The organism is Halorarum halophilum, from assembly GCF_013401515.1.
Lineage (GTDB): Archaea > Halobacteriota > Halobacteria > Halobacteriales > Haloferacaceae > Halorarum > Halorarum halophilum.
Genome location: NZ_CP058529.1, coordinates 3347768 through 3366711 on the forward strand (window position 1 = coordinate 3347768; position 18944 = coordinate 3366711).

The following is an 18944-nucleotide window of genomic DNA, read 5'->3' on the forward strand; positions in this document are numbered from 1 at the left end:
AGTGTGAACGGGAGTGTGCGGCATCCCGAAGCTACCCGCTGCCGTGTATCCGGACGGTCGAGCGCATGAAGGGGAACTCGTCGGCGTCGTCGTGGCTCAGCCCGAAGACGTGGCCGAGCTCGTGACGGAGGGTGTGCCGGGTGATCGAATCGTCGTACCCAGTTCTGACCCACACCGTCGCGTGGGTGACCCTGCCGGTACGCGAGGAGGTCCACTGCCTCGCACAACCGACCGCGAACCGCCCCTCCCCGCAGCCGACCTCCTCCTGGAACACCACCACCAGGTCGGCCGAATCCCGTTCGTCCACGAGTTCGAACGACACGTTGCTCCCGGCGTAGCGCTGCGAGTTGGTCTCCCAGTGGTCGAGTTCCCGCTCCGCGAGCGCGTCGAGCGCCGGCGAATCGTCCCCCTCGTGTGCGACGTGGACCCGAACTGTGGTCCGCCTCCACGGGTTGTCGGCCGCCGCCGAGTCGGTGAACCGGTCGACCGTCGGGAGCGTGGCCTCCTCCGCGACGGCGGGGTAACCCATCGTTACCACCGTACCGAGGAGCGCGAGGAGGAGTCCGAGTTTCGCGACTCCCCGCGCGGACGGGACGGCGGTCCGGGACATAGCCTATCAGATGGGTGTCCGGTCATGAACCTTTGGCAACCACTAATTCGTGAACGAGCCACGAGCCCCCAGTTCACGACAGTATTCGACCGGTGGGTTCCGGGACCGCACGTAGGTTCGTCCGTCATCGCGCGGCCGCTCACGAGCGAATGCGATGTTCACTCCCGGAAACACACCTCTGTGGGAGGCCCGTGACGTTCGAGAGCGGCGTTCGCCGTCAGGATTCGAAGGACGCGAGCGTCTCGCGCTCGCTCGACCCGTTGCGGAGGCGCAGGCGGCGCTTGTCGTAGGCGCGGTCGAGGTCGAGCAACTGGCGCTGGCGGCTGACGAGGTAACCGTCGACGTCGCTCAGGTCGGTCGGATGGGCGGTCCGGATCCACACCGGACGGCGACCCGACTCGGAGAGCCCGCGGGCCCAGGCCTCGGCGGCGGCGCGGCTCTCGAAGGCGTGCCGGATCCCGTCGCGGTTGACGAGCCCCCCGACCGCGCCGTTGGCCTTCCGGGCCGACGGTTTCACCTCGACCTCGTACACTGGTGGGGGTTACGCGGCCTGGTATTTAAAAATCCCAGCTCAGAGCAGGTGCGAGAGGTTCCAGAGGCCGACCAGCCCGAACCACGTCGCGCAGCCGAGGTACACCGTCGCTCGTAGCCCCGGAACGTACCAGTCGGGCGTCCCGCCGTCGGTGATCCGGTCGACGAGGACGCCCGACTCGGCGAGCAGCCCGACCACGACCATCGTGACGACCGTCAGCACCGCCATCCCGCCGACCGGTCCGAACGCGGCCATCAGCGCCCGCGAGAGCGGCACCGACTCCCGGACCGAGTCGGATAGCGAGAGCACGACGACCGTCGAGACGGCGTCCAGTCCCTTGCCGGCGAGCAGCGCGGCCGCGAGCGTCAGCCGGCGACGTGGGAGCATACCGGGGTCGACGACCCCGGAGGAGAAATGTCTACGGGCGCTACTCGGCGGGGTCCGCGTCCGACCCGTCGCCTGTCGTCCGGTCGCCGTCCGTCGTTCGCCCGCCGTCCGCTCGGGCGTCCACTTCCCCGGGACCGTCGGTTGCCTCCGCCTCCTCGGCGAGCAGGCGGTCGAGCGCGTCGACCGCGGCCTCGACGCTGGCGCGGGTGATGTCGGCGTCCGCGGCCGACACCGTGGCCGTGCGGTCGCCGCGGCGCATCGTCACCTCGACGGCGACGACGGCGTCTGTGCCGCCCGTCACCGCGTCGACGTGGTACGACTCCAGCGCCGCGTTCGCGTCTGGGCCGAGCGCCGTCCGGACCGCCTCGACAGCGGCGTCGACCGGGCCGCTCCCGGTGCCGGCCGAGGTCCGCTCCTCGTCCTCGACGCGGAGGCGGACGCTCGCGGTCGGCACGTCGCCGCCGCTCGTCGCCGAGAGCGACAGCAGTTCGACCCGGCGCTCGCGCTCCTTCCCGAGCACGTCCGTGGCGACGGCGCGGAGGTCCGCGTCCGTGACGCGCTTGCCACGATCGCCGAGGTCCTTCACGCGGGCGACGATCGCGTCGAGTTCGTCGTCGTCGGGGTCGAAGTCCTGCTCGGAGAGGGCGGCCTTCACGCCGGCCCGTCCGGCGTGTTTCCCGAGGACGAGGCGTCGCTCGCGGCCGACCGTCTCGGGCGGGTACGGCTCGTACATCCGGCCGTCCTTCAGCGTGCCGTCGGTGTGGATGCCGCTCTCGTGGGCGAACGCGTTGTCGCCGACGACGGCCTTGTTCGCGCCGAGCGGGACGCCCGTGGCGTCGGCGACGCGGCGGGCGAGCCGGTACAGCGTCTCGAGGTCGAGCGTCTCGACGCCATAGCAGCGCTCCAGCGCGACGGCGACCTCCTCGAGCGCGACGTTGCCGGCGCGTTCGCCCACGCCGTTGACGGTGGCGTGGACGAGGTCGGCGCCCGCGTTCAGCCCGGCCAGCACGTTCGCGTTCGCCAGCCCGAGGTCGTCGTGGGTGTGGACCGACACCGGGCCGTGGGTCGCCAGCGTCGAGACGACCTCCGCGGTTCGCTCCGGCGATGCGGCCCCGACGGTGTCGCAGTAGCAGACGCGGTGCGCGCCGGCGTCCATCGAGACCGCCGAGAGCCGGTCGAGGAACTCGAGGTCGCCCCTGGAGCCGTCCTCGCCGAGCACCTCGACCCAGAGGCCGTGATCCCGGGCGTACTCCACCAGTTCGATGGTTCGCTCGAGGACGCCCTCGCGCGAGGAGCCCACCTTCGTCTCGACGTGGCGGTCGCTGGCGGGGACGACGAGGTTCACGCCGTCCACGTCGCAGTCAAGCGCGTGGTCGACGTCCGCGCGCACGCCGCGAGCGAAGCTGGTGACGGTGGCGTCGAGCCCGAGTCCGGCGACCCGGCTGATCGTCTCGCGCTCACCGGCGCTGGTGCACGCGGAGCCCGCCTCCACGAAGTCGACGGCGGCGGCGTCGAGGTCGCGGGCAATCTCGGCCTTCTCGTCGGCCGAGAGCGAGACGCCGGGCATCTGCTCCCCGTCGCGGAGCGTGGTGTCGAGGAACGTTACGTCGGTCGAATCGAGGGGAGGTGTGTTGTGGGCGTTACGCCCGAATAAAACGGTCACGAGTCATGACACTCTACTCCCCCTCCACGCCGGGGAGGGATAAACGGGGCCAACCGGACAGACCGGTCTGTCGGGCGGGCAAGAATTGCCCACCGAGCGGGGGTCCGGTCACTCCCGGAGTTCGATCCGATCCCCGACCGCCACGCCGTCGGCCGCGCCGGCCGGGAGTTCGATCACCGTGTCGGCCCGGCCGAAGCCGAGTCCGAGCCACGGGCGGAGGCGCTTCCGCTTCGTCACCTCGCCGTCGACGAGCCAGAGGGCGTCGATGGCGAACGGGACGAACACCATGTGGAGGTCGCGCGAGCCGACGCCGTCGAACGGGAAGACGAGCGCGTAGCCCTCCGGGATCGACCGGCGGAACATCAGCCCGCGCGCCTTCGCGAGGAACGAGTCCGCCGACTCGGCGTCGGTCGCGAGCACGTCCCCCTCGGCGTCGTCGACACCGTCGTCATCGTCGGCGGCGTAGTGGACGACCTGCACGTCGCGTCGGTCCCGGGGGCACAACTTGACGGTTCCGCTCCTGTGGGGGATTCTATATAGCGAAATGCGGTGCAGAAACGCACGCAGTCGTGGGGTTTCATGACAGTCACGACCAGCCGGCAGCGACGCTCCTCCCGCCGAGAAGGGCTTATCCGGGAGGACGAACCAGGACCGGTATGGAGGAGACGCCGGACGGGACGCCCGTCGGCGTGGACGACCCGTACGAACACGCCAGTCCCTGCGATCACCTCACCGGCGACGGGCGGTGTCGCTACGCCCTCGACTACGCGGGCCAGGACACGGAGTTCGCCGCCGACCGACGCGCGGACGACTACGAGTGCCTCGTGGCCGACGAGGACGCCGACTGGCCGGACTGCCCCCACTACCGATCGACCACAGACGGGAAGTCGTGTGCGCGCTGCGGGCTGGAGGAGGTCAGGATGGCCCACGACGCGAGGCGTCCGCTCGTCGAGGAACATCACCTCTCGTACGGTTCGGGGCGAAGCCCCGGAAACGGAGGTGGCGCCGCCGCCGAGGAGGGGAGCGGGGGGCGAGGGGATCGCCGGTCGGACGGTCGCCCACGCCCCAGCTCGGAACGGGACGGCTGGAGTCGCGACCGGAAGACCGAGGACCCCGGGGTCGCATCGGGGAGTGACACCCGGGACGACGGGAGCGATCGCGACGCCGACGGGGACGACACGCCGACCCACGAGATCACGGTCGGCCTCTGTCGCTGGTGCCACGCGAAAGTTCACAGGGGGTTCGCCCGGGTGGACGACGACGCGAACCCGGATCCGGAGGCCATCGCCGAACGCGAGTCGCGGCGCGGCACCGAGATGGGGGAGTTCGGCTTCTCGACCGCACGCGAGCGACGCCGGAACGAGTAGGCGCGAAGCGGCGTTGGTCCCTCCCGAACTTTATAACGCTCAAGGAGGTAATTCGGCAGCCTCAGTAACTCATAGCCCAGGTTTCGAGGAGGAAGGTCGGATGGCTGATTTCAGCGAATGAATCACATTTCGCTATATGAAATATTTCTCAGAGCGTCCATTCGTCGATGAGTCGAGTTTCCCCTTCGATTTTGGGGTGATTTCGGGTCCAACACGGGCAACCCCAGATTCCCGGGAAGGTGCCGTGCGAGCAGTTCGCGCGAAGCGGACTGCTTTTCACCGCGTCCGCGCTAGGCCCGCCATGAGCGAGCCGCGAATCGTGGTCATCGACAACCACGGGCAGTTCACCCACCTCGAAGGCCGGGCCCTCCGGGACGCAGGGGTGGACACGGAGATCCTGGACAACGACACGCCGCCGGGCGACATCGACGCCGACGGGCTGGTGCTCTCTGGCGGGCCGAGCATGGACCGCATCGGTCGCACCGAGGAGTACCTCGACCTGGACGTGCCCGTGCTGGGCATCTGTCTCGGCCTGCAGGCAATCGCCGAGCTGCTCGGCGGCACCGTCGAGTCGGGCGACTACGGCGGGTACGCCGACGTCGACGTGACGATCACCGACGACGACGACCCGCTGGTCGGGTCGCTCGCCCCGGGGACGCGCACCTGGGCGAGCCACGCGGACGAGGTGAAGGCGGTCCCCGACGGGTTCCACGTCACCGCCGACAGCGACGTCTGCGGGGTGGAGGCGATGAGCGATCCGGACCGGGACCTGTACGGCGTCCAGTGGCACCCCGAGGTGTCCCACACCGAGCGCGGGCAGGAGGTCTTCGAGAACTTCGTCGAGATCTGTCGCTAGATCTCTCGTTCGTCGTCGTCGCTGTTGACCGTTCTCTCCCGGAACCCCGCTCACGAACGGGATTTCGCCGGGCCCGCGACGTCCTCCTAACTAGTCGGTGGAACAGGCGACGACAACAGTGACTCGAACACCTTCCCTTCGGCCTTCCGGAGGTGCTGGTGGAACGTCGACGGGGCGATGTCGAGCGACTCGGCGACGGCCTCGCCGGCCGCATCTCGGGGCCACTCGAAGAAACCCGCGTGGTAGGCGGCTTCGAGGGCCGCTCGCTGGCGGTCGGTGAGGTCCGAAGCGAGAACGTGACTGACGTGTTCGGCCGTCTCGTCGCGTCGGGCGATCTGGCGGCGCTTCAACAGATCCGCAGCGGGGTAGATCGCCTTCACGGCGTCGATGACCCGCCGGACGTGCGTCTCCGGGGACAGGTGGATGGTCATCCGGTAGTCGCCGTCCTCGATGACGGCGTTCTCGATGGACCCGCCCAGGGAGGCGACAGTCGACAGCACCGGCGGCTCGGAGAGCCGAAGTTCGAAGTCACCCCTCCCGTCGGCGGTTCGGAACGTCACGTCGACCCAGTGGGGAACTTTCTCGACGAGGGCCTCGACGTCGTCGACCGCATCCTCCGTTGCACTCCCGTAGATGAGGTACTCGCCACCCCTGATGGGGACTGTGTGGTCGAGCGTGATCGTGCCGTCGGGTGGAGCGTCGACGCCGAACCCGGCGAACGCGTCCCGGATGCCGAACTGGAGTTCCACGACCTCGTCGCTCATCAGCGCCCGCTTGCGGTCGGCGGCGGCGATCGCGTGGGCGACGACCTCGCCGAGCTGTCCGATCACCTCGCGTTCCTGGCCTTCGAACGCGTCCGGTCGTTCGGCGGACACGTTCAGGACGCCGTACGTCGTGTCCCCGTGGACGAACGGGACAGCGGCGGACGACCTGACGCCGTGCTCCTCGGCGGTACCGCGCCACGGGCCGTGACGAGAATCGGTCCGAACGTCGCGTATCGGCTGAATCTCGCCCGTTCGAATGGCTCGTTCCATGGCCCTCTCGCCGCGTTCACCGTCGGGACCGACGGCTACCTCGGTGCCGTCCAGGCCCCCCTCCGCGCCGGCCTCGGTTCGCACGTCCACCGTCCGCGCGGTACCGTCGACGTCGCCGATCCATGCGGAGAGGTACGAGTCCGCGTCGGCGAGGTGCTCGCAGACCGTCGCCTCGATCTCCTCGCGGGAGGACTGTTCGACGACGACGTCGGTGATGCCCCGGAAGACGCCGTTGATCTCGTCGAGGGCCGTGAGGCGTTCGCGCTGGCGTTCGAGTTCGCGCTCCCGCTTCACGCGGTCGGTGATGTCCTGGGACATCGCGGTGGCGGCGAAGACGTCGCCGTCGTCGTCACGAACCGGGACGAAGTGGAACTCGTAGACCCTGTCGCCGATCGCCTCCTCGAACGTGGCGGTCTCGCCGTCGAGGGCGGCCTCGTAGTGCGGGACGACGACGTCCGCGATCACCCGTGGCAGTGCGTCGCGAAGGCGGTTCCCTTCGAGATCTGTTCGCGTCAGGGTGTCTTCCCCCTCCATCGTACCGCCAAAGGTGACGTACCGAAGGTCTCGGTCGACGAGGGCGACGGCGCCGCTGGGAAAGTGATCGACGAGCGTCTGGAAGTGGCGTCTCGCCTCCTGGAGTTCGCGCTCCCGCTCGACCCGCTCGGTCACATCCCTGGCTACGCCACATCGGCCGGACCGCTCACCGTACTGGTACGGATCGAAGCGGCCCTCGACGGGGACTGTGTCACCGTCGGCGGTTCGAAGGTCGAATTCGAGCGTCGCGTCGTCCAGCCTCCCGGCGACGACCTCGCGTTCGAGTTCGTTCGCCGTCTCGTTGACGTCGACGCTGGTCACGAGCGTGGGACGCCGGCCCAGCAGTTCGGAGCGGTCGTATCCGGTGAGCTCACAGAAGGCCTCGTTGACCAGGATGAAGCGACCCCCCTCGTCGAGCGCGTACACGCCGTCGGGAACGGTCTCCGTGATCGTCTCGTACAGTTCGAGTTCGCGTTCGCGCTCCTTGCGCTCGGTGACGTCGGTGAAGTACACCGACAGGCCGGACGGCGACGGGTAGATCCGGACGGACTCCCAGGTTCCGGGCGGATCGGAGAACCGCTCGAACGTCGTGGACTCCTGCGTGGCCATCGCCGTCTCGAACCGATCGCGAATCGGATCGTCGGCGGACACGGACAGCGCCTCCCAGACGGTTCGTCCGAGGAGGTCTGCCTCGGTGTGGCCTATGAACTCCTCGGCCCGGTCGTTGACGTGACTGAACCGGAACTCGTCGTCGAGTGCATAGAACGCGTCGTCGATCCGTTCGAACACCTCCTGCAGTTCGTGCTCGAGTTCGTCGCGCTGGCGTTCGAGGCGATGGGCCTGTTCCTTGAGTGGGGTGATATCCCTCCCGGTCGTGACCACCCGCTCGACCTCGCCGTCGGCGTCCAGAATCGGCGCGGTGTTCACGGAGTGCCACCGGAACTCGCCGTCTCCGACGTCGATCCTGGCCTGCCAGTCGGACACGGGTTCACCGGTCGCCACCGTCCGCGAGAAGGGATGGTCGGCGGGGGGAACGGGGTTCCCGTCGGCATCGCGGATCGCCAGGTCCGACGGCGTGTAGGACTCGACCCGATCATCGGGAATCCCGAGGAGGTCCTTCGCGCGTTCGTTGAGCCGCTGGACCTCACCGTCGCGGGTCCGGACGGTGATGCCCACCGGGCTCGTGTTCAGGATCCGATTGAGGAGGTCGCTCTCCCGCTCCATCCGCTCTTCAATCCGTCGCCGAACGACGAGGTTGCCGAGTTCTGCAGCCACCGACGAGACCGTCTCGACGAGTCGCTCGTCCGTCTCTCGGGCCTGACTCATGCCGAACATGAGCACGGCCACGACGTCGTCGCCGTCGACGATCGGAACGCCCAGCGAGGATCTCATGCCCTCGCGGAGGGCCGTCTCGAACCGGGGATACATCGCGGGAGTTTCGGTCGGGAGGTCGGCCAACCACTCGTACTCCCCGGACGCCCAGATGCGGCCCGGAAGCCCTTCGTCCCGATCGAACGTGACGTCCGCCGAGAACGCCGCGAACTCCTCGAAGTCCCCCCCGTAGTAGTCCGCCTCCATACGCCGGAGTTCACCCCCGTCCGTCGGAATCCACGCTTCGGCGTACTCCCAGTCGGTCATCTCACACACCGCGTGCAGTGTGGCCTCCACCCCGTCCTCGAAGGTCCCGGCCTCGGCGATCGCGCGCGTCGTCTCGTACAGCAGTTCGTGTTCAGCCTCGGAGCGCTTGCGCTCGGTCGAGTCCCGTGTCACCTTCGCGTAGCCCTGGAGGCTGCCATCCACGTCCCGGATGGCCGTGATAGTGACGTCCGACCAGAACCGCGAGCCGTCCGCACGAACGCGCCAGCCCTCGTCCTCGACCGAGCCCCGGCTTGCAGCGGCAGACAGGTGCTGTTCGGGCACGCCGGCCGCGCGGTCCTCGGCGGTGTAGAACGACGAGACGTGCTCGCCCAGCACCTCGTCGGTCGTGTAGCCCTCGATCTGCTCGGCCCCCGTATTCCAGGTGCGGACGTTGCCGTCCGGGTCGAGCATGAATATGGCGTACTCCTCGACGGCTTCGACCAGTGATTCGAACTGTGTCTGGTCCTTTCGATGGTCGTACTCCGAGCGCTTCTGTGCGGTGACGTCGTAGTAGAGTTCGATCCGGCCGCCGGCGTACGCGCCGGTCTCGACCGGCTTGCTGCGATGCTCGAGCCAGCGTTCCTCGCGCCCCTCGCCCGCCGTTACGCGGCACTCGAACCGCTCCGTGTACGTGTTGTCGTCGTAGGTCGCCAGGACCGTGTCGACGAACGACGACGAATCCTCGACTTCGAAGGCGATGTGCTCCTCAACGAGCCTGCGCTTGTCCCGGCCGACGACGCGCTCGCGGTCGAGTCCGAAGTACCGCTCGGTCGCCTCGTTGATCCACGCCACCTCGAAGTCCGCGTCGAGAACGAACACGCCGACCTGGGCGCTGTCGAGCACGTCGATCAGGGACTCCACAGCGGCCGGCCACCCCTGTGTGCCGGGGGAGTGGCCGGCCGACGATGTCGGCGGCCGCCACCACACGCGCGCGCTCGCACCGACCTTCTTGGTCTCGAGCCGACCGTGCTCGACGAGCCGCTCCAGGCGTTCGTAGGTACTCCGTCGGCCGAGGTCGAGGAGTTCCGCCACTTCGGTCGTCGTTCGTGGAACCCCCGCTCCATCGAAGAGAGTGAGTGTTTCCCGAAGACTCTCCGTCAGTGATCCGGGGGACATTACTCTGTATCCTCGCCGCTGAGGCTAATCAACTCTCCGCCGGCGGAGGTACGCTCGGAGGTCGGATGCGGGGAACTTCGTGGTCGTCTCGTCGCTGGTATTCGGGAGGACGAGGAAACGACGCGGTACGCATCCGGTTCCTCGGTTACCGCGGGCGGAACCTAATCACCGTTACTGTAGCCTTAGGGGTGAACGGTCCCCAGGGACGATAGACGCCAGCCGACGCCGGTCGGTCGCAACGAACACCAATATGAGCCAGTCTTCAAGCGAGTTTACGGGGGAGCGTACGGGAACGGACGACCTGACCGAGAGTGATCGCCATCGGTTGCTCGCGGCGGAGCATCGCAGGATCGCGCTCGACATCCTCGAGGGTCGAACCGCCCCGGTCGAACTCGAGGAACTGGCGGTCGGGGTCGTCGGGCGAGAAAACGGTCCGCGTGCGGCCGACGTGGAGACCGTAGAGCGCGTGGCGATCATGCTCCACCACGTTCACCTCCCCAAGATGGCCGAGTTCGGTGTCGTCGACTACGACCCGGACACGAACCGTGTCGAATCGTGTCCCGCCCGCCGCGCCTCCTCGACTGAGTAGGGGTTCGTCGGTACCTCCTCGATTATCACGGGAACGCTTCCTCGTCGAGGAGCCATCCGCTCCCCATTCGAGCGGCCCGTTCACGCACGAACGTGCCCGAAGGAAGGGTTTCATCGGAGCCGGCATGGCGGAATACCGGTGGGCTGGAGATCCGGAGTCGGTCACAGCGTTCGTCGAGCCGGCTCGAACCCACCGAACGGAGCTCCAACCTGGCGAAACGAGACCCACCGACGAAGAACAGCCCTTTTTAATTGGCGGACGCGTGGCTCCAATCCACTTCACACATGACCGCCTCGCAGAGCAACCTCGCGGGCCTCTCGCGGTTCATCTTCCGAGCGCCGTCGTGGTCCACGAGCGTCGCCTTCGCCATCTTCCTGGCGGCGGTCGCGGGCGTCGGCGCGTTCGAGCGCCCGGAGGCAGTCACCACCTGGCGGGGGATCCTGTTCGTCGGGCGCGACGCGTGGGAGGGCATCTTCTTCATCGGCATCCCCACCGTGGTCGCCAGTTTCGCGACCACGTGGGTCGACCACCGCGTCGGCGGGCGGCTCACGCACAACCGCTCGTCGCTGCTCGCGCTCGTGTGCGAGCTGGTCATCGTCGTGATGCTCACGGTCGCGGGGACGCTCTCGTATCTCACGAGCCTCGAGCAGCGGTTCGTCTTCGACGTGCTCGTCGTCTCGCTCGCGTCCGTGTTCGCGCTCCGCCTGCTGGTCATCATGGCCGTCTCGGGCTCGCGACTGCTCGTCGCGGCGATTCCGGCGAGCATCCAGACGGTCACCGCCGCTGCGCTCCTGTTCGTCTACAGCGGGACGCTGCTATTCCTCGAGGTGGGCGGTCCGCTGTTCGACGCGCTGCTCACGCCGTACCTCGCCCGGCCGGAGGAGGCGCCCCAGGCGCTCTCGGCCATCGGGCCGAACCACTTCATGCTGCTCGGGCTCACGTGCGCGCTGTACGGGCTCGCCGTCTGGGGGTTCCTCTACGTCGTCGACCGCCCGTGGCGGAACTCGCTCGGCGTCTCCGTGCTCGACTTCCTCGGCGGGTTCATCGGCCACATCGCCGAGGGGAGCCGCGAGCTGGAGGACTTCTTCGAACAGCTCGGCGAGGAGGCGCTCGTCCCCGTCACCGTCCTCTCCGTTCGGACGCCCGACGGCGAGGAGAAGGCCCGGTGGGTGCTCCCGATGATCCACCCCGGTCCGATGGGCGAGATCGGCGGCGGCAACCTCCCCGTCCGGATCGCCGCCCACGCCGACGGGCTGGCGTTCCCGCCCCACGCCACCGCCGGCCACGATTTCAACCTCGTCACCGAGCGCGAGGTGGAGTCGGTCATCGACGCCGCGGACCGCGCGTTCGACCGCCTTGAGTACACCGACGAGGCGACCCGGGGCGCCCGCGTCGCCTCGGGCGAGGCGAGCGTGCTCGGCCAGTCGTTCGGCGAGAACGCGCTGCTCGTCTCGACGTTCGCGCCGGGGTTCGCCGACGACGTGGAGTACGCGGTCGGGCTCTCTGCCGCCTCGGAGGCCCGAGCGGGCGGCCTGCGCGACGTGCTGCTCGTGGACGCCCACAACTGCAACAACGGCCTCGACGGGCCGGACCTCGGGCACGTCACCCCCGGGTCCCGCCGGTCGTTCGACCTGATGGGCGCCGCGCGCGACGCGGCCGACCACCTGGTGAACGCGCCGCGCGGCGCCCTCGCGGTCGGCGTCGCCTGGGACCGAACCGAGTGGACCCCAAAGGAGGGCGTCGGGCCGCTCGGCGTACGCGTGATGGTATCGAAGGTCGGCGCCAGCGAGGGCGAGGGTGTGACCGCGGACGTGGCGGGTACCACCACCGCCTACGTGCTCGTCGACGGCAACAACATGGAGCCGGGCCTGCGCGACCGCCTCGTGGACACGCTCGTCGCTGACCTCGTCGACGAGGCCGAGGTGATGACCACCGACACCCACATCGTCAACACCGTCGAGGCGGACAACCAGGTCGGCGCGGCGATCGACGTGGACGAGCTCGAGGAGCTCGTCCGCGACCTCGTGTCGGAGGCGAAGGCGGACCTCGAACCCGTCGAGGCCGGCATGGCGTCGGAGCGCGCCGAGGTCACCATCTTCGGGAACGACCGGACGGAGACGCTCGCGAGCCACGCCAACGCGGCCGTCTCGATGGGCGGCGCGCTTGCGCTCGCCGTCATCGTCTCCTCGCTCGCCGTCTCGGTCATCCTCTTCTTCGTCACCGGGGCGTGAGCCGCGACACCGTCGCCTCGCCGTCGGCCACCACGCCGTACTCGGCCGCCGCGACCGACTCCGGAGCCCTCCGATTCGCCGCGCTGTATCGCGATTCCAGCGAAGCCAGTACCGCGTCCCGAACGCAGACCCGCGCCGCGTCGCCGACGACCGTCGCGCTCCCGGAGAACGCCGCCGGGTCGCCCCCGGGGTCGCAGCCGACGACCACGGCGTCGGTCGTCGTCCCCGGGAACCCGGTCGCCGCGAGCAGCGTCGCCGCCTTCGCCTCCGCGGCGACGGCGACGAGGTTCGCCAGGGCGCCCGGCGCGAGCGCTCGGGTCGTGCCGACGACGAGGTTGACCGTTCCGACCCGTTCGGAGTCCGCCTGTGACCCCTCCGAACTCCTCCGATTCGGCTCGTCGTCTTCGTGTTTCCCGTCGAACACCGGACCGGGCTCGAAATCGCCGACCGGGAGCGCCGCCGGGTTCGAGACCCCGGCGGTGGCGATGACCTCGACTGGCCCCCTGCGCGCTCGCCGCGCGTGGGTCTGGTCGACGCCGGTGAGCAGCGCCGGTCCGTCGGCGGCGAACCCGGCCCGATCCCTGTGCTCCCGGACGTAGGCCGCGAGGTCGGTCTCTGGCCAGCCCTCGGGTACGGTGAGGTTGTACGCGGCGTCGGCGACGGATTCGCCGCCGTTCGCTCCCGTGGAGAGCCAGCGGGTGCCCGGACGCCGGAGCTGACAGACCCCCTCGTCGACCGTCGCCTCGAACACGCCGGACTCCCCCTCCTCGCCGCCCGAGTGGTCCCCCCGATCGGCCCCCGGTTCGTCCCCTCGATGGGAATCGGATTCGGTCTCCGATTCGCGCTCCCGTGTCACGGTTCCACTCCGGGGAGCGCCCCGAGCAACTCGTCGTTCTCCGACCGTCGCTTCACCGCCACACGGACGTGGTTGTCGAGGCCGCGGAAGGTGGTCGCGTCGCGGACCGCGACGCCGCGCTCCCGGGCGTGCTCGACCACGGCGACCGGGTCGCGCTCGCGGGTGTCCAGCAGGAGGAAGGGGGCGTCGGACGGCGCGACGTCGTAGGCGGGTTCGAGTCGTTCTCGGAGCCTTGCGCGTTCCTCTGCGGTCCGCTCGCGCGTCTCCGCGACGAAGTCCGTCGCGCGGAGGCAGTGGGCGCCGACCCGCGCGGCGGGCGTCGAGAGGTTCCAGGCCGGGCGCGCGGTCGCGAGCCGTTCCCGGAGGTCGCCGTCGGCGACGAGGAAGCCCGCTCGGATCCCCGGCGACCCGAACACCTTGGTCAGCGAGCGGGCGACGACGACGCCCGGTTCGCCGGCCATCGACGGGCGGTCGACGTAGTCGAGGAACGCCTCGTCGACGAGCAGGACGGTCTCCGATTCCCGGCACCGTAGGGCGAATCTCCGCAGCGCGTCGGGGTCGGAAACCTCCCCGGTGGGGTTGTTCGGCGTACAGACCACGGCGAGTGAGTGGCCCGACGGGTCGACGTCGAGTATCCCGTCGTGTGGGACGAACTCGGGGTCGGCGCCCTGGAGGCGGACCTCCCTGGCGTACTCCGAGAAGGAGGGGTACGGGACGAGCGCGGAGTCCCCGGGGCCGAGCGTCGACTCGAAGGCCAGTCGCATGCCGGCGAGGCCGCCAGGCGAGGGTATCACGGCGTTCGGGTCGCAGTCGACGTACTCGGCCGCGGCGGTCCGGAACTCGGGGTAGTCGTCGTCCGGGTACCGGCGAGACTCGTCGAGCGCCGCGGCGTAGACGTCCGCGACGCCGGGCGGCCGCTCGGGGTTCGTGTTCGCGCTGAAGTCGAGCACGTCCGGGTCCGACTCGCCGCCGTGGGCGACCCGGCCGACCGACTCGAGCGCGTCGGGGTGCATACTCGGGTGTGGGTGGGGTCCGGCCTGAAGGTTGCGTCGTTGGGAGCCGGTGGTTTCGTACCGAATCTCGGCTCGGTTGGAACCCTCAAGAACTCGCTGGATCCGCCTCCTGAGTGCTAAGTTTAGTCGAATCAGTTACCGGAGCGGCTATCGATCCTTTCGCGATCTCCCAGAAGTCGCCTGCAGGATGTAGAGGCTGCATTGAGCACGAGCAGCGAACTCTATCCAGATGTCCCGACTGAACCAGCCATAGGCGGGTCAGTTTTATCATCATGTTTTTCTACTACCAGGAATATCGTGTAATACCTCCATGCGAACCCGCCGCTCGATTCTCTGCACTCTCGGCTGTGCCGCGACTGTCACGACGGTCGGGTGTGCTGGCTCTCCTGTTGATTTTCTGGATTCTGGGACGAAACTGGCCCAGCTTCATCTCACGAATCTTAGTAGCTCATCTCACCGGTTCGAGATTCGTGTCCAACGAAACGATACGGTCGTCCACGAGTCTACTCACACGCTCGAGGGAGACGGAGGGTCTGTAACCGGGACTGTAGATGTTTGTCCGTGGATGGACACGTCTGGTTCGTATGTTGTTGCCGCGAGGCTTGGAGATGGCGAGTGGGTGTCTCAGTCCGTCGACGAGGGAGTGAGTTCGAGTCCCGAATATGCCTTCGCCTATATCATCTACGATGGGTGGAATACAGAACGACTTACCTTCGTGATTGAGCCGGCGAACGAACGCGACATGTACCCCACCGAAAAATGTCACTTAGCTCCTTCCCCACGAGACGAATGAACGACGGTTGGTCCGTCACATAGCACCTCCATATGTACTGAACAGCTTGACCTGTGCTGCGATACGTTCGTTTGACCGATGCGGGCCCGCTGTTCAGGTACCTGTTAGAAATTCCGCCGATTAGTTCGCAAACTCGACTGAGCAGGGGTTCACCCAACTGAACCTCTGAGAAAGGGAATGCACTTGTCAGTGGACTGTCGCCCGTAAATATGCCAAGCTCTCCGTCCCGTCGGACATTCCTCCAGCTTTCGGGTCTGGCTATCGCCTCTGTGGCAGGATGCCTCGGGGGGTTGCCGGACCTACAGTATTCGAATCGAACGGAGCGAGAAGTCGTCGTGACGACCACCGTCACGCGAGATGCGAACGGGGAGACGGTGTTTTCCGATACGAGAACAATTCCGGCAGACGAGTCAGCCAGCTACAGGAATCCGATTACAGGGGAAGAACTGTTTCTAATTCGAGTGTCCGTAGAGAACGGGCCGGAAGACACCTACGAGTGTGATCTCCCCGATTCTAACGCATATGGGCTCTCCATCCGAATCACCCGGGATGCTATCGAGTTCCAGAGGATGGCAACGTAGCCTCGCCACCGTATATCCTCCATCACTTAGCGATAAATTGGCGGGCCTACGTACCGGTGATTTCACACGAGAAAGCATCCAGTAAACGGGGATCCGACGGAGCCTGAAAGCCGTGTGATCGACGGCGATCCGGTCGAACACGAATGCGTCGAATGTCCCGGTTCTCGGCTCGGGCGGCCCGCTTGATGCGTTACCTCGGATTCGCTCGGCGGTCGCACCGACGTCAATCCACGAGTCGCTGGGCGAGTTCGAGGTCCTCCGGCCGATTCACGTTCACGGCCAGCCGGGCGTCCCAGGAGACGACGACGCGGTCCTCGCCGTCGCCGACGACGTTCAGCCCGGAGGGCGCGAGTTGGCGGCCGTCGCGCTCGAACGAGGCGTCCGCGCTCGCGCCGAGTTCGCGCTTCAATCGGACGGGGACGCAGACCGCGAGCGAGTCGCCCTCGGCCCGGTCGAGCGCCCAGTCGACCGCTTCTGGGGAGAGCAGCGGGAGGTCGGCCGCGCAGGTCAGTGCCGGGCGCCCTACCTCGTCGAGCGCGCGGTTGAGGTCCGCGACGTACCCCTCGCCGGTCCCCTCGATCACCTCGCAGTCGGCCGACTCGGCCCAGGCTCGCGTCTCGGGGGTGTGCGGGGAGACGACGGCGTGGATGCGCTCGACGCTCGACGCCGCGAGCGCCCGCCGGACGCGCTCGACCGTCGGGACGCCGTCGACGGGGACGAGCGGTTTCTCCGTTCCTCCTGCCGACCCGAGCCGACTGCCCTCGCCGCCGCACATCAGAACAGCGTCCACACGACCACCCCCGCGTGGAGCGCTGTCGCGCGCCCGAGTTCGTTGGCGGCACCGAGCACGTCGCCGGTGATCCCGCCGAGGCGTCGGTCCGCCCACCGCTTCACGAGGAGGGCGACGAGGGGACCGGCCAGCAGCGCGGCCGCGAGCGCCGGCAACGTCCCGCCGACCGCGACGATGGCGGGGAGCGCGAGCGCGGCGACGAGCACGAGGTCGGCCGGCGCCGACTCGCCGACGAGCCGGCTTCCTAGCCCCTCGTGGCCGGGGTCGCCGAGACAGACCAGGAGCGCCATCCCGACCTTCGCGCCCACCTCTGCGGCGACGACGATGCGGAACGCCGCGAGGCCGGAGCCGATCCCCGCCGCGCCGAGCGCGCCGAATGCGAGGACGAGGAGCGTGACTCCGAGGGCGAGCGCCCCGCCGACGCCCGTCGCGGAGTCCTTCAGTACCGCCCGCCGGCGCTCGGCGTCGCCGTGGACGGCCGCCGCGTCGCCGAGGTCGGCCAACCCGTCGGCGTGCGTGAGACCCGTGAGGAGGTAGAGCGCGACGAGGTACGTCGCGACGGCGGTCGCGGCCGGAATTGGGAGGACGACGGCGAGTCCGGCGAGCGCGCCGACGAGGTAGCCGACGGCCGGGAACGTCGCCGGCACCCGCCGAAACGCCTCCCAGTCGGCCGCGTCACCGCCGGCCGGCAGGCGCGTCAGGAACGAGACGGCCCCCCGGAGCGCGCTGGCCATCAGGGCGCCACCCCCCAGAGCAGGCCGACGGCCCCGGCGACGGCGACGACCCCGGCGAAGGCGGTGACCCCGAGCGCGCGGAGCCCGTCCGCGACGGAGGGGTAGTCGCCACCGCCCGGAAGGTCGTACACGCCCGGCTTCTCCAGCCGAACGCCGAGCACGTGCGCCAGCGTCGCCATCGGCCAGCCCGAGTTGGGCGAGGGCGGCGCGCGGGCGTCGCGTCGGGCGGCGAGGAGGGCGTCCGGCCGCCCGGCGGCGAGCGCGAGCAGGAGCGCCGTCACCCGTGCGGGGAGCCACATGACGACGTCGTCCAGCCGCGCTGGCGCCCAGCCGACCGGCTTCTCGCGGTAGCCGAACATCGAGTCGAGCGTGTTCACGGCCTTCGTCCACGCTGCCGCCGCGGCCGCCAGCGGGAGGGCGAGGCCGGGTGCCGCGACGCCCGCGACGAACCCGGCGAGGGTGAACGCGCCGAGCGGCGCGACGAGGCCGTCGGCGAGGTTCTCCGCGAGCGACTCCACGGCGGCGGAGCGGACCTGTCCCGCCGACAGCGACGCGGCGTCCCGGCCTGCGAGCGCCAGCAAGGACTCGCGAGCGGCCGCGAGGTCGGACTCGCTCTCGACGATCGTGCGTCGCGCCGCGCCGAGCAGCATCCGCAGGCTCGACGCGGAGAAGAGCACCAGTCCCGCGAGCGCCGCGCCCGCACGCGGGTCCACGCTACTCGCCGCGAGTACGAGGCCGAACGGGACTCCCGCGGCCAGGAGGGGTAGAAGCGACGCGGCCCCGACGCCGACGGCTCGCGGGCGGCCCCAGTCGCGGTCCAGCGGGTCGACGAGTCGGCCGAACAGCGCGACCGGGTGGACGCGTGCCGGCGGTTCCGCGAGCAGGGCGTCGAGTCCGGCCGCCACCAGGACGGCGCCGGCGGTCAGCACTCGCGTCCCTCCCGCCACTCCGCCGCGAGCGACTGAAGCGGGCGGTCCGTCACGTCGACGAAGGTGCCTCCGGCGTCGGTGATCCCGCCGTCCGTCGCCGGGTCGTCGCCGACGTGGGTCAGCGACTCGACCGGGACGCCGAGCCCAGCGGCGAGCGCCTCGAACGCCCTGCGGTCGGGCTTGCGCCACCCGCAGGCGACGCTGGTGACGATCGAATCGAAGTCCTCGCGGGACAGGTCCGACCGGACGAGCGTCCGACCGACGAGTTCGGGGACTGCGCAGTTCGAGAGCAGGCCGACGGGACCCCGTTCCCGGGCGGCCTCGACGGCGTCGACGGCGCTGTCGCGGGTCGAGACGGCCGGGTCGAACGCGGCGACGACGGCCCTGCGTGCGGCGTTTCCGGGCGCGTCGACGCCGCGGGAGGCGAGCGCGGCGCTCACGTGGGCGGGGAGCGGGACCTCGGCCCCTTCGGGGGCGTCGATGTGGGGTTCGCGGTAGGCGGCCTCCCAGTCGTCCGGCACCGCGACGCCGCGCTCGCGGAGCTCGTGGCCGACGGCGGCGGCGGGGTCGTCGGGGCGCTCGACGGCGACGAGCGTGCCGAACAGGTCGAAGGAGGTCGCCACGGTTGGTGTCGGGTGCGCGTGGCGCCGGCAAGAAGCCACCGTTGCCGACGCGGGGGCCGGGTCGGACG

The 18944-nt window shown here is 69.2% G+C and carries 16 protein-coding genes and 1 pseudogene; 5 read left to right on the forward strand and 12 right to left on the reverse strand.

The window, feature by feature from the left end:
• Positions 1 to 31 precede the first annotated feature (31 nt).
• The 5 genes and pseudogenes from HUG10_RS16600 to HUG10_RS16620 all read right to left on the reverse strand — a co-directional run bounded on the left by HUG10_RS16600 (position 32) and on the right by HUG10_RS16620 (position 3672).
• Positions 32 to 610, reverse strand: coding sequence for a zinc-dependent metalloprotease family protein (locus HUG10_RS16600; RefSeq protein ID WP_179170631.1), 579 nt, complete (start codon positions 608 to 610; stop codon positions 32 to 34).
• Between the two features lie 217 nt (positions 611 to 827).
• Positions 828 to 1142 carry a hypothetical protein gene (locus HUG10_RS16605; protein WP_179170632.1) on the reverse strand — a complete coding sequence of 105 codons (315 nt, stop codon included), beginning with the start codon at positions 1140 to 1142 and terminating at the stop codon, positions 828 to 830.
• 39 nt (positions 1143 to 1181) lie between these two features.
• Positions 1182 to 1529, reverse strand: a complete 348-nt coding sequence (locus tag HUG10_RS16610) for a hypothetical protein (protein ID WP_179170633.1) — start codon at positions 1527 to 1529, stop codon at positions 1182 to 1184.
• Between the two features lie 133 nt (positions 1530 to 1662).
• Positions 1663 to 3192 (reverse strand): annotated as a pseudogene (locus HUG10_RS16615) (2-isopropylmalate synthase); the annotation flags it as partial.
• Between the two features lie 108 nt (positions 3193 to 3300).
• Complete coding sequence (locus HUG10_RS16620) at positions 3301 to 3672, reverse strand: DUF192 domain-containing protein (protein WP_394354973.1); 372 nt, start codon at positions 3670 to 3672, stop codon at positions 3301 to 3303.
• Between the two features lie 176 nt (positions 3673 to 3848).
• On the opposite strand from HUG10_RS16620, the gene HUG10_RS21860 reads away from it, so the two are divergent.
• Together HUG10_RS21860 and HUG10_RS16635 are read left to right on the forward strand one after the other, a co-directional pair.
• Positions 3849 to 4559: a DUF7097 family protein gene (locus HUG10_RS21860; protein WP_246310173.1), complete on the forward strand. Its 711-nt coding sequence runs from the start codon at positions 3849 to 3851 to the stop codon at positions 4557 to 4559.
• A gap of 301 nt (positions 4560 to 4860) precedes the next feature.
• Positions 4861 to 5415, forward strand: coding sequence for a GMP synthase subunit A (locus HUG10_RS16635; RefSeq protein ID WP_179170634.1), 555 nt, complete (start codon positions 4861 to 4863; stop codon positions 5413 to 5415).
• Positions 5416 to 5501: 86 nt separating this feature from the next.
• Here the strand turns inward: HUG10_RS16635 and HUG10_RS21705 are convergent, their stop codons facing one another.
• The gene (locus HUG10_RS21705) at positions 5502 to 9653 is read right to left on the reverse strand and encodes a PAS domain S-box protein (RefSeq protein ID WP_218780617.1); all 4152 of its coding nucleotides are present in this window, start codon (positions 9651 to 9653) and stop codon (positions 5502 to 5504) included.
• Between the two features lie 334 nt (positions 9654 to 9987).
• On the opposite strand from HUG10_RS21705, the gene HUG10_RS16660 reads away from it, so the two are divergent.
• Both HUG10_RS16660 and HUG10_RS16665 read left to right on the forward strand, forming a co-directional pair.
• A complete protein-coding gene (locus tag HUG10_RS16660) occupies positions 9988 to 10326 on the forward strand; it encodes a DUF7344 domain-containing protein (protein WP_179170635.1) in 339 nt (112 codons plus the stop codon).
• 284 nt (positions 10327 to 10610) lie between these two features.
• On the forward strand, positions 10611 to 12557 hold the full coding sequence (locus tag HUG10_RS16665; RefSeq protein ID WP_179170636.1) for a DUF2070 family protein: 1947 nt from the start codon (positions 10611 to 10613) through the stop codon (positions 12555 to 12557).
• Here HUG10_RS16665 and HUG10_RS16670 read toward each other — a convergent pair.
• Together HUG10_RS16670 and cobD are read right to left on the reverse strand one after the other, a co-directional pair.
• Complete coding sequence (locus HUG10_RS16670) at positions 12544 to 13308, reverse strand: adenosylcobinamide amidohydrolase (RefSeq protein ID WP_179171127.1); 765 nt, start codon at positions 13306 to 13308, stop codon at positions 12544 to 12546. The two genes, HUG10_RS16665 and HUG10_RS16670, sit on opposite strands and share 14 nt — an antisense overlap.
• 101 nt (positions 13309 to 13409) lie before the next feature.
• Entirely contained in the window at positions 13410 to 14426 is a 1017-nt protein-coding gene (cobD, locus tag HUG10_RS16675; RefSeq protein ID WP_179170637.1) for a threonine-phosphate decarboxylase CobD, read from the reverse strand.
• Between the two features lie 1128 nt (positions 14427 to 15554).
• Between cobD and HUG10_RS16680 the strand changes: the two genes are divergently transcribed.
• The gene (locus tag HUG10_RS16680) at positions 15555 to 15800 is read left to right on the forward strand and encodes a hypothetical protein (protein ID WP_179170638.1); all 246 of its coding nucleotides are present in this window, start codon (positions 15555 to 15557) and stop codon (positions 15798 to 15800) included.
• 223 nt (positions 15801 to 16023) lie between these two features.
• Here HUG10_RS16680 and HUG10_RS16685 read toward each other — a convergent pair whose 3' ends face one another.
• Genes HUG10_RS16685 through HUG10_RS16700 form a run of 4 tightly spaced genes read right to left on the reverse strand, consistent with a single transcriptional unit; the run spans position 16024 to position 18876 of the window.
• Positions 16024 to 16575 carry an NTP transferase domain-containing protein gene (locus HUG10_RS16685; protein WP_179171129.1) on the reverse strand — a complete coding sequence of 184 codons (552 nt, stop codon included), beginning with the start codon at positions 16573 to 16575 and terminating at the stop codon, positions 16024 to 16026.
• Entirely contained in the window at positions 16575 to 17327 is a 753-nt protein-coding gene (gene cobS / locus HUG10_RS16690; protein ID WP_179171128.1) for an adenosylcobinamide-GDP ribazoletransferase, read from the reverse strand. The genes HUG10_RS16685 and cobS overlap by 1 nt, the downstream gene beginning before the upstream one ends.
• Complete coding sequence (cbiB, locus tag HUG10_RS16695; protein ID WP_394354975.1) at positions 17324 to 18253, reverse strand: adenosylcobinamide-phosphate synthase CbiB; 930 nt, start codon at positions 18251 to 18253, stop codon at positions 17324 to 17326. The genes cobS and cbiB overlap by 4 nt, the downstream gene beginning before the upstream one ends.
• Positions 18247 to 18876, reverse strand: a complete 630-nt coding sequence (locus HUG10_RS16700) for an HAD family hydrolase (protein WP_179170639.1) — start codon at positions 18874 to 18876, stop codon at positions 18247 to 18249. Before HUG10_RS16700 ends, cbiB begins: the two co-directional genes overlap by 7 nt.
• Positions 18877 to 18944: the final 68 nt, after the last annotated feature.

Bases quoted from the DNA above. Each gene is read 5' to 3' on its own strand.
- HUG10_RS21860 (WP_246310173.1), top strand. From the start codon at position 3,849: ATGGAGGAGACGCCGGACGGGACGCCCGTCGGCGTGGACGACCCGTAC.
- HUG10_RS16660 (WP_179170635.1), top strand. From the start codon at position 9,988: ATGAGCCAGTCTTCAAGCGAGTTTACGGGGGAGCGTACGGGAACGGAC.
- HUG10_RS16635 (WP_179170634.1), top strand. From the start codon at position 4,861: ATGAGCGAGCCGCGAATCGTGGTCATCGACAACCACGGGCAGTTCACC.
- cobD (WP_179170637.1), bottom strand. From the start codon at position 14,426: ATGCACCCCGACGCGCTCGAGTCGGTCGGCCGGGTCGCCCACGGCGGC.
- HUG10_RS16600 (WP_179170631.1), bottom strand. From the start codon at position 610: ATGTCCCGGACCGCCGTCCCGTCCGCGCGGGGAGTCGCGAAACTCGGA.
- HUG10_RS16665 (WP_179170636.1), top strand. From the start codon at position 10,611: ATGACCGCCTCGCAGAGCAACCTCGCGGGCCTCTCGCGGTTCATCTTC.
- HUG10_RS16685 (WP_179171129.1), bottom strand. From the start codon at position 16,575: ATGTGCGGCGGCGAGGGCAGTCGGCTCGGGTCGGCAGGAGGAACGGAG.
- HUG10_RS16610 (WP_179170633.1), bottom strand. From the start codon at position 1,529: ATGCTCCCACGTCGCCGGCTGACGCTCGCGGCCGCGCTGCTCGCCGGC.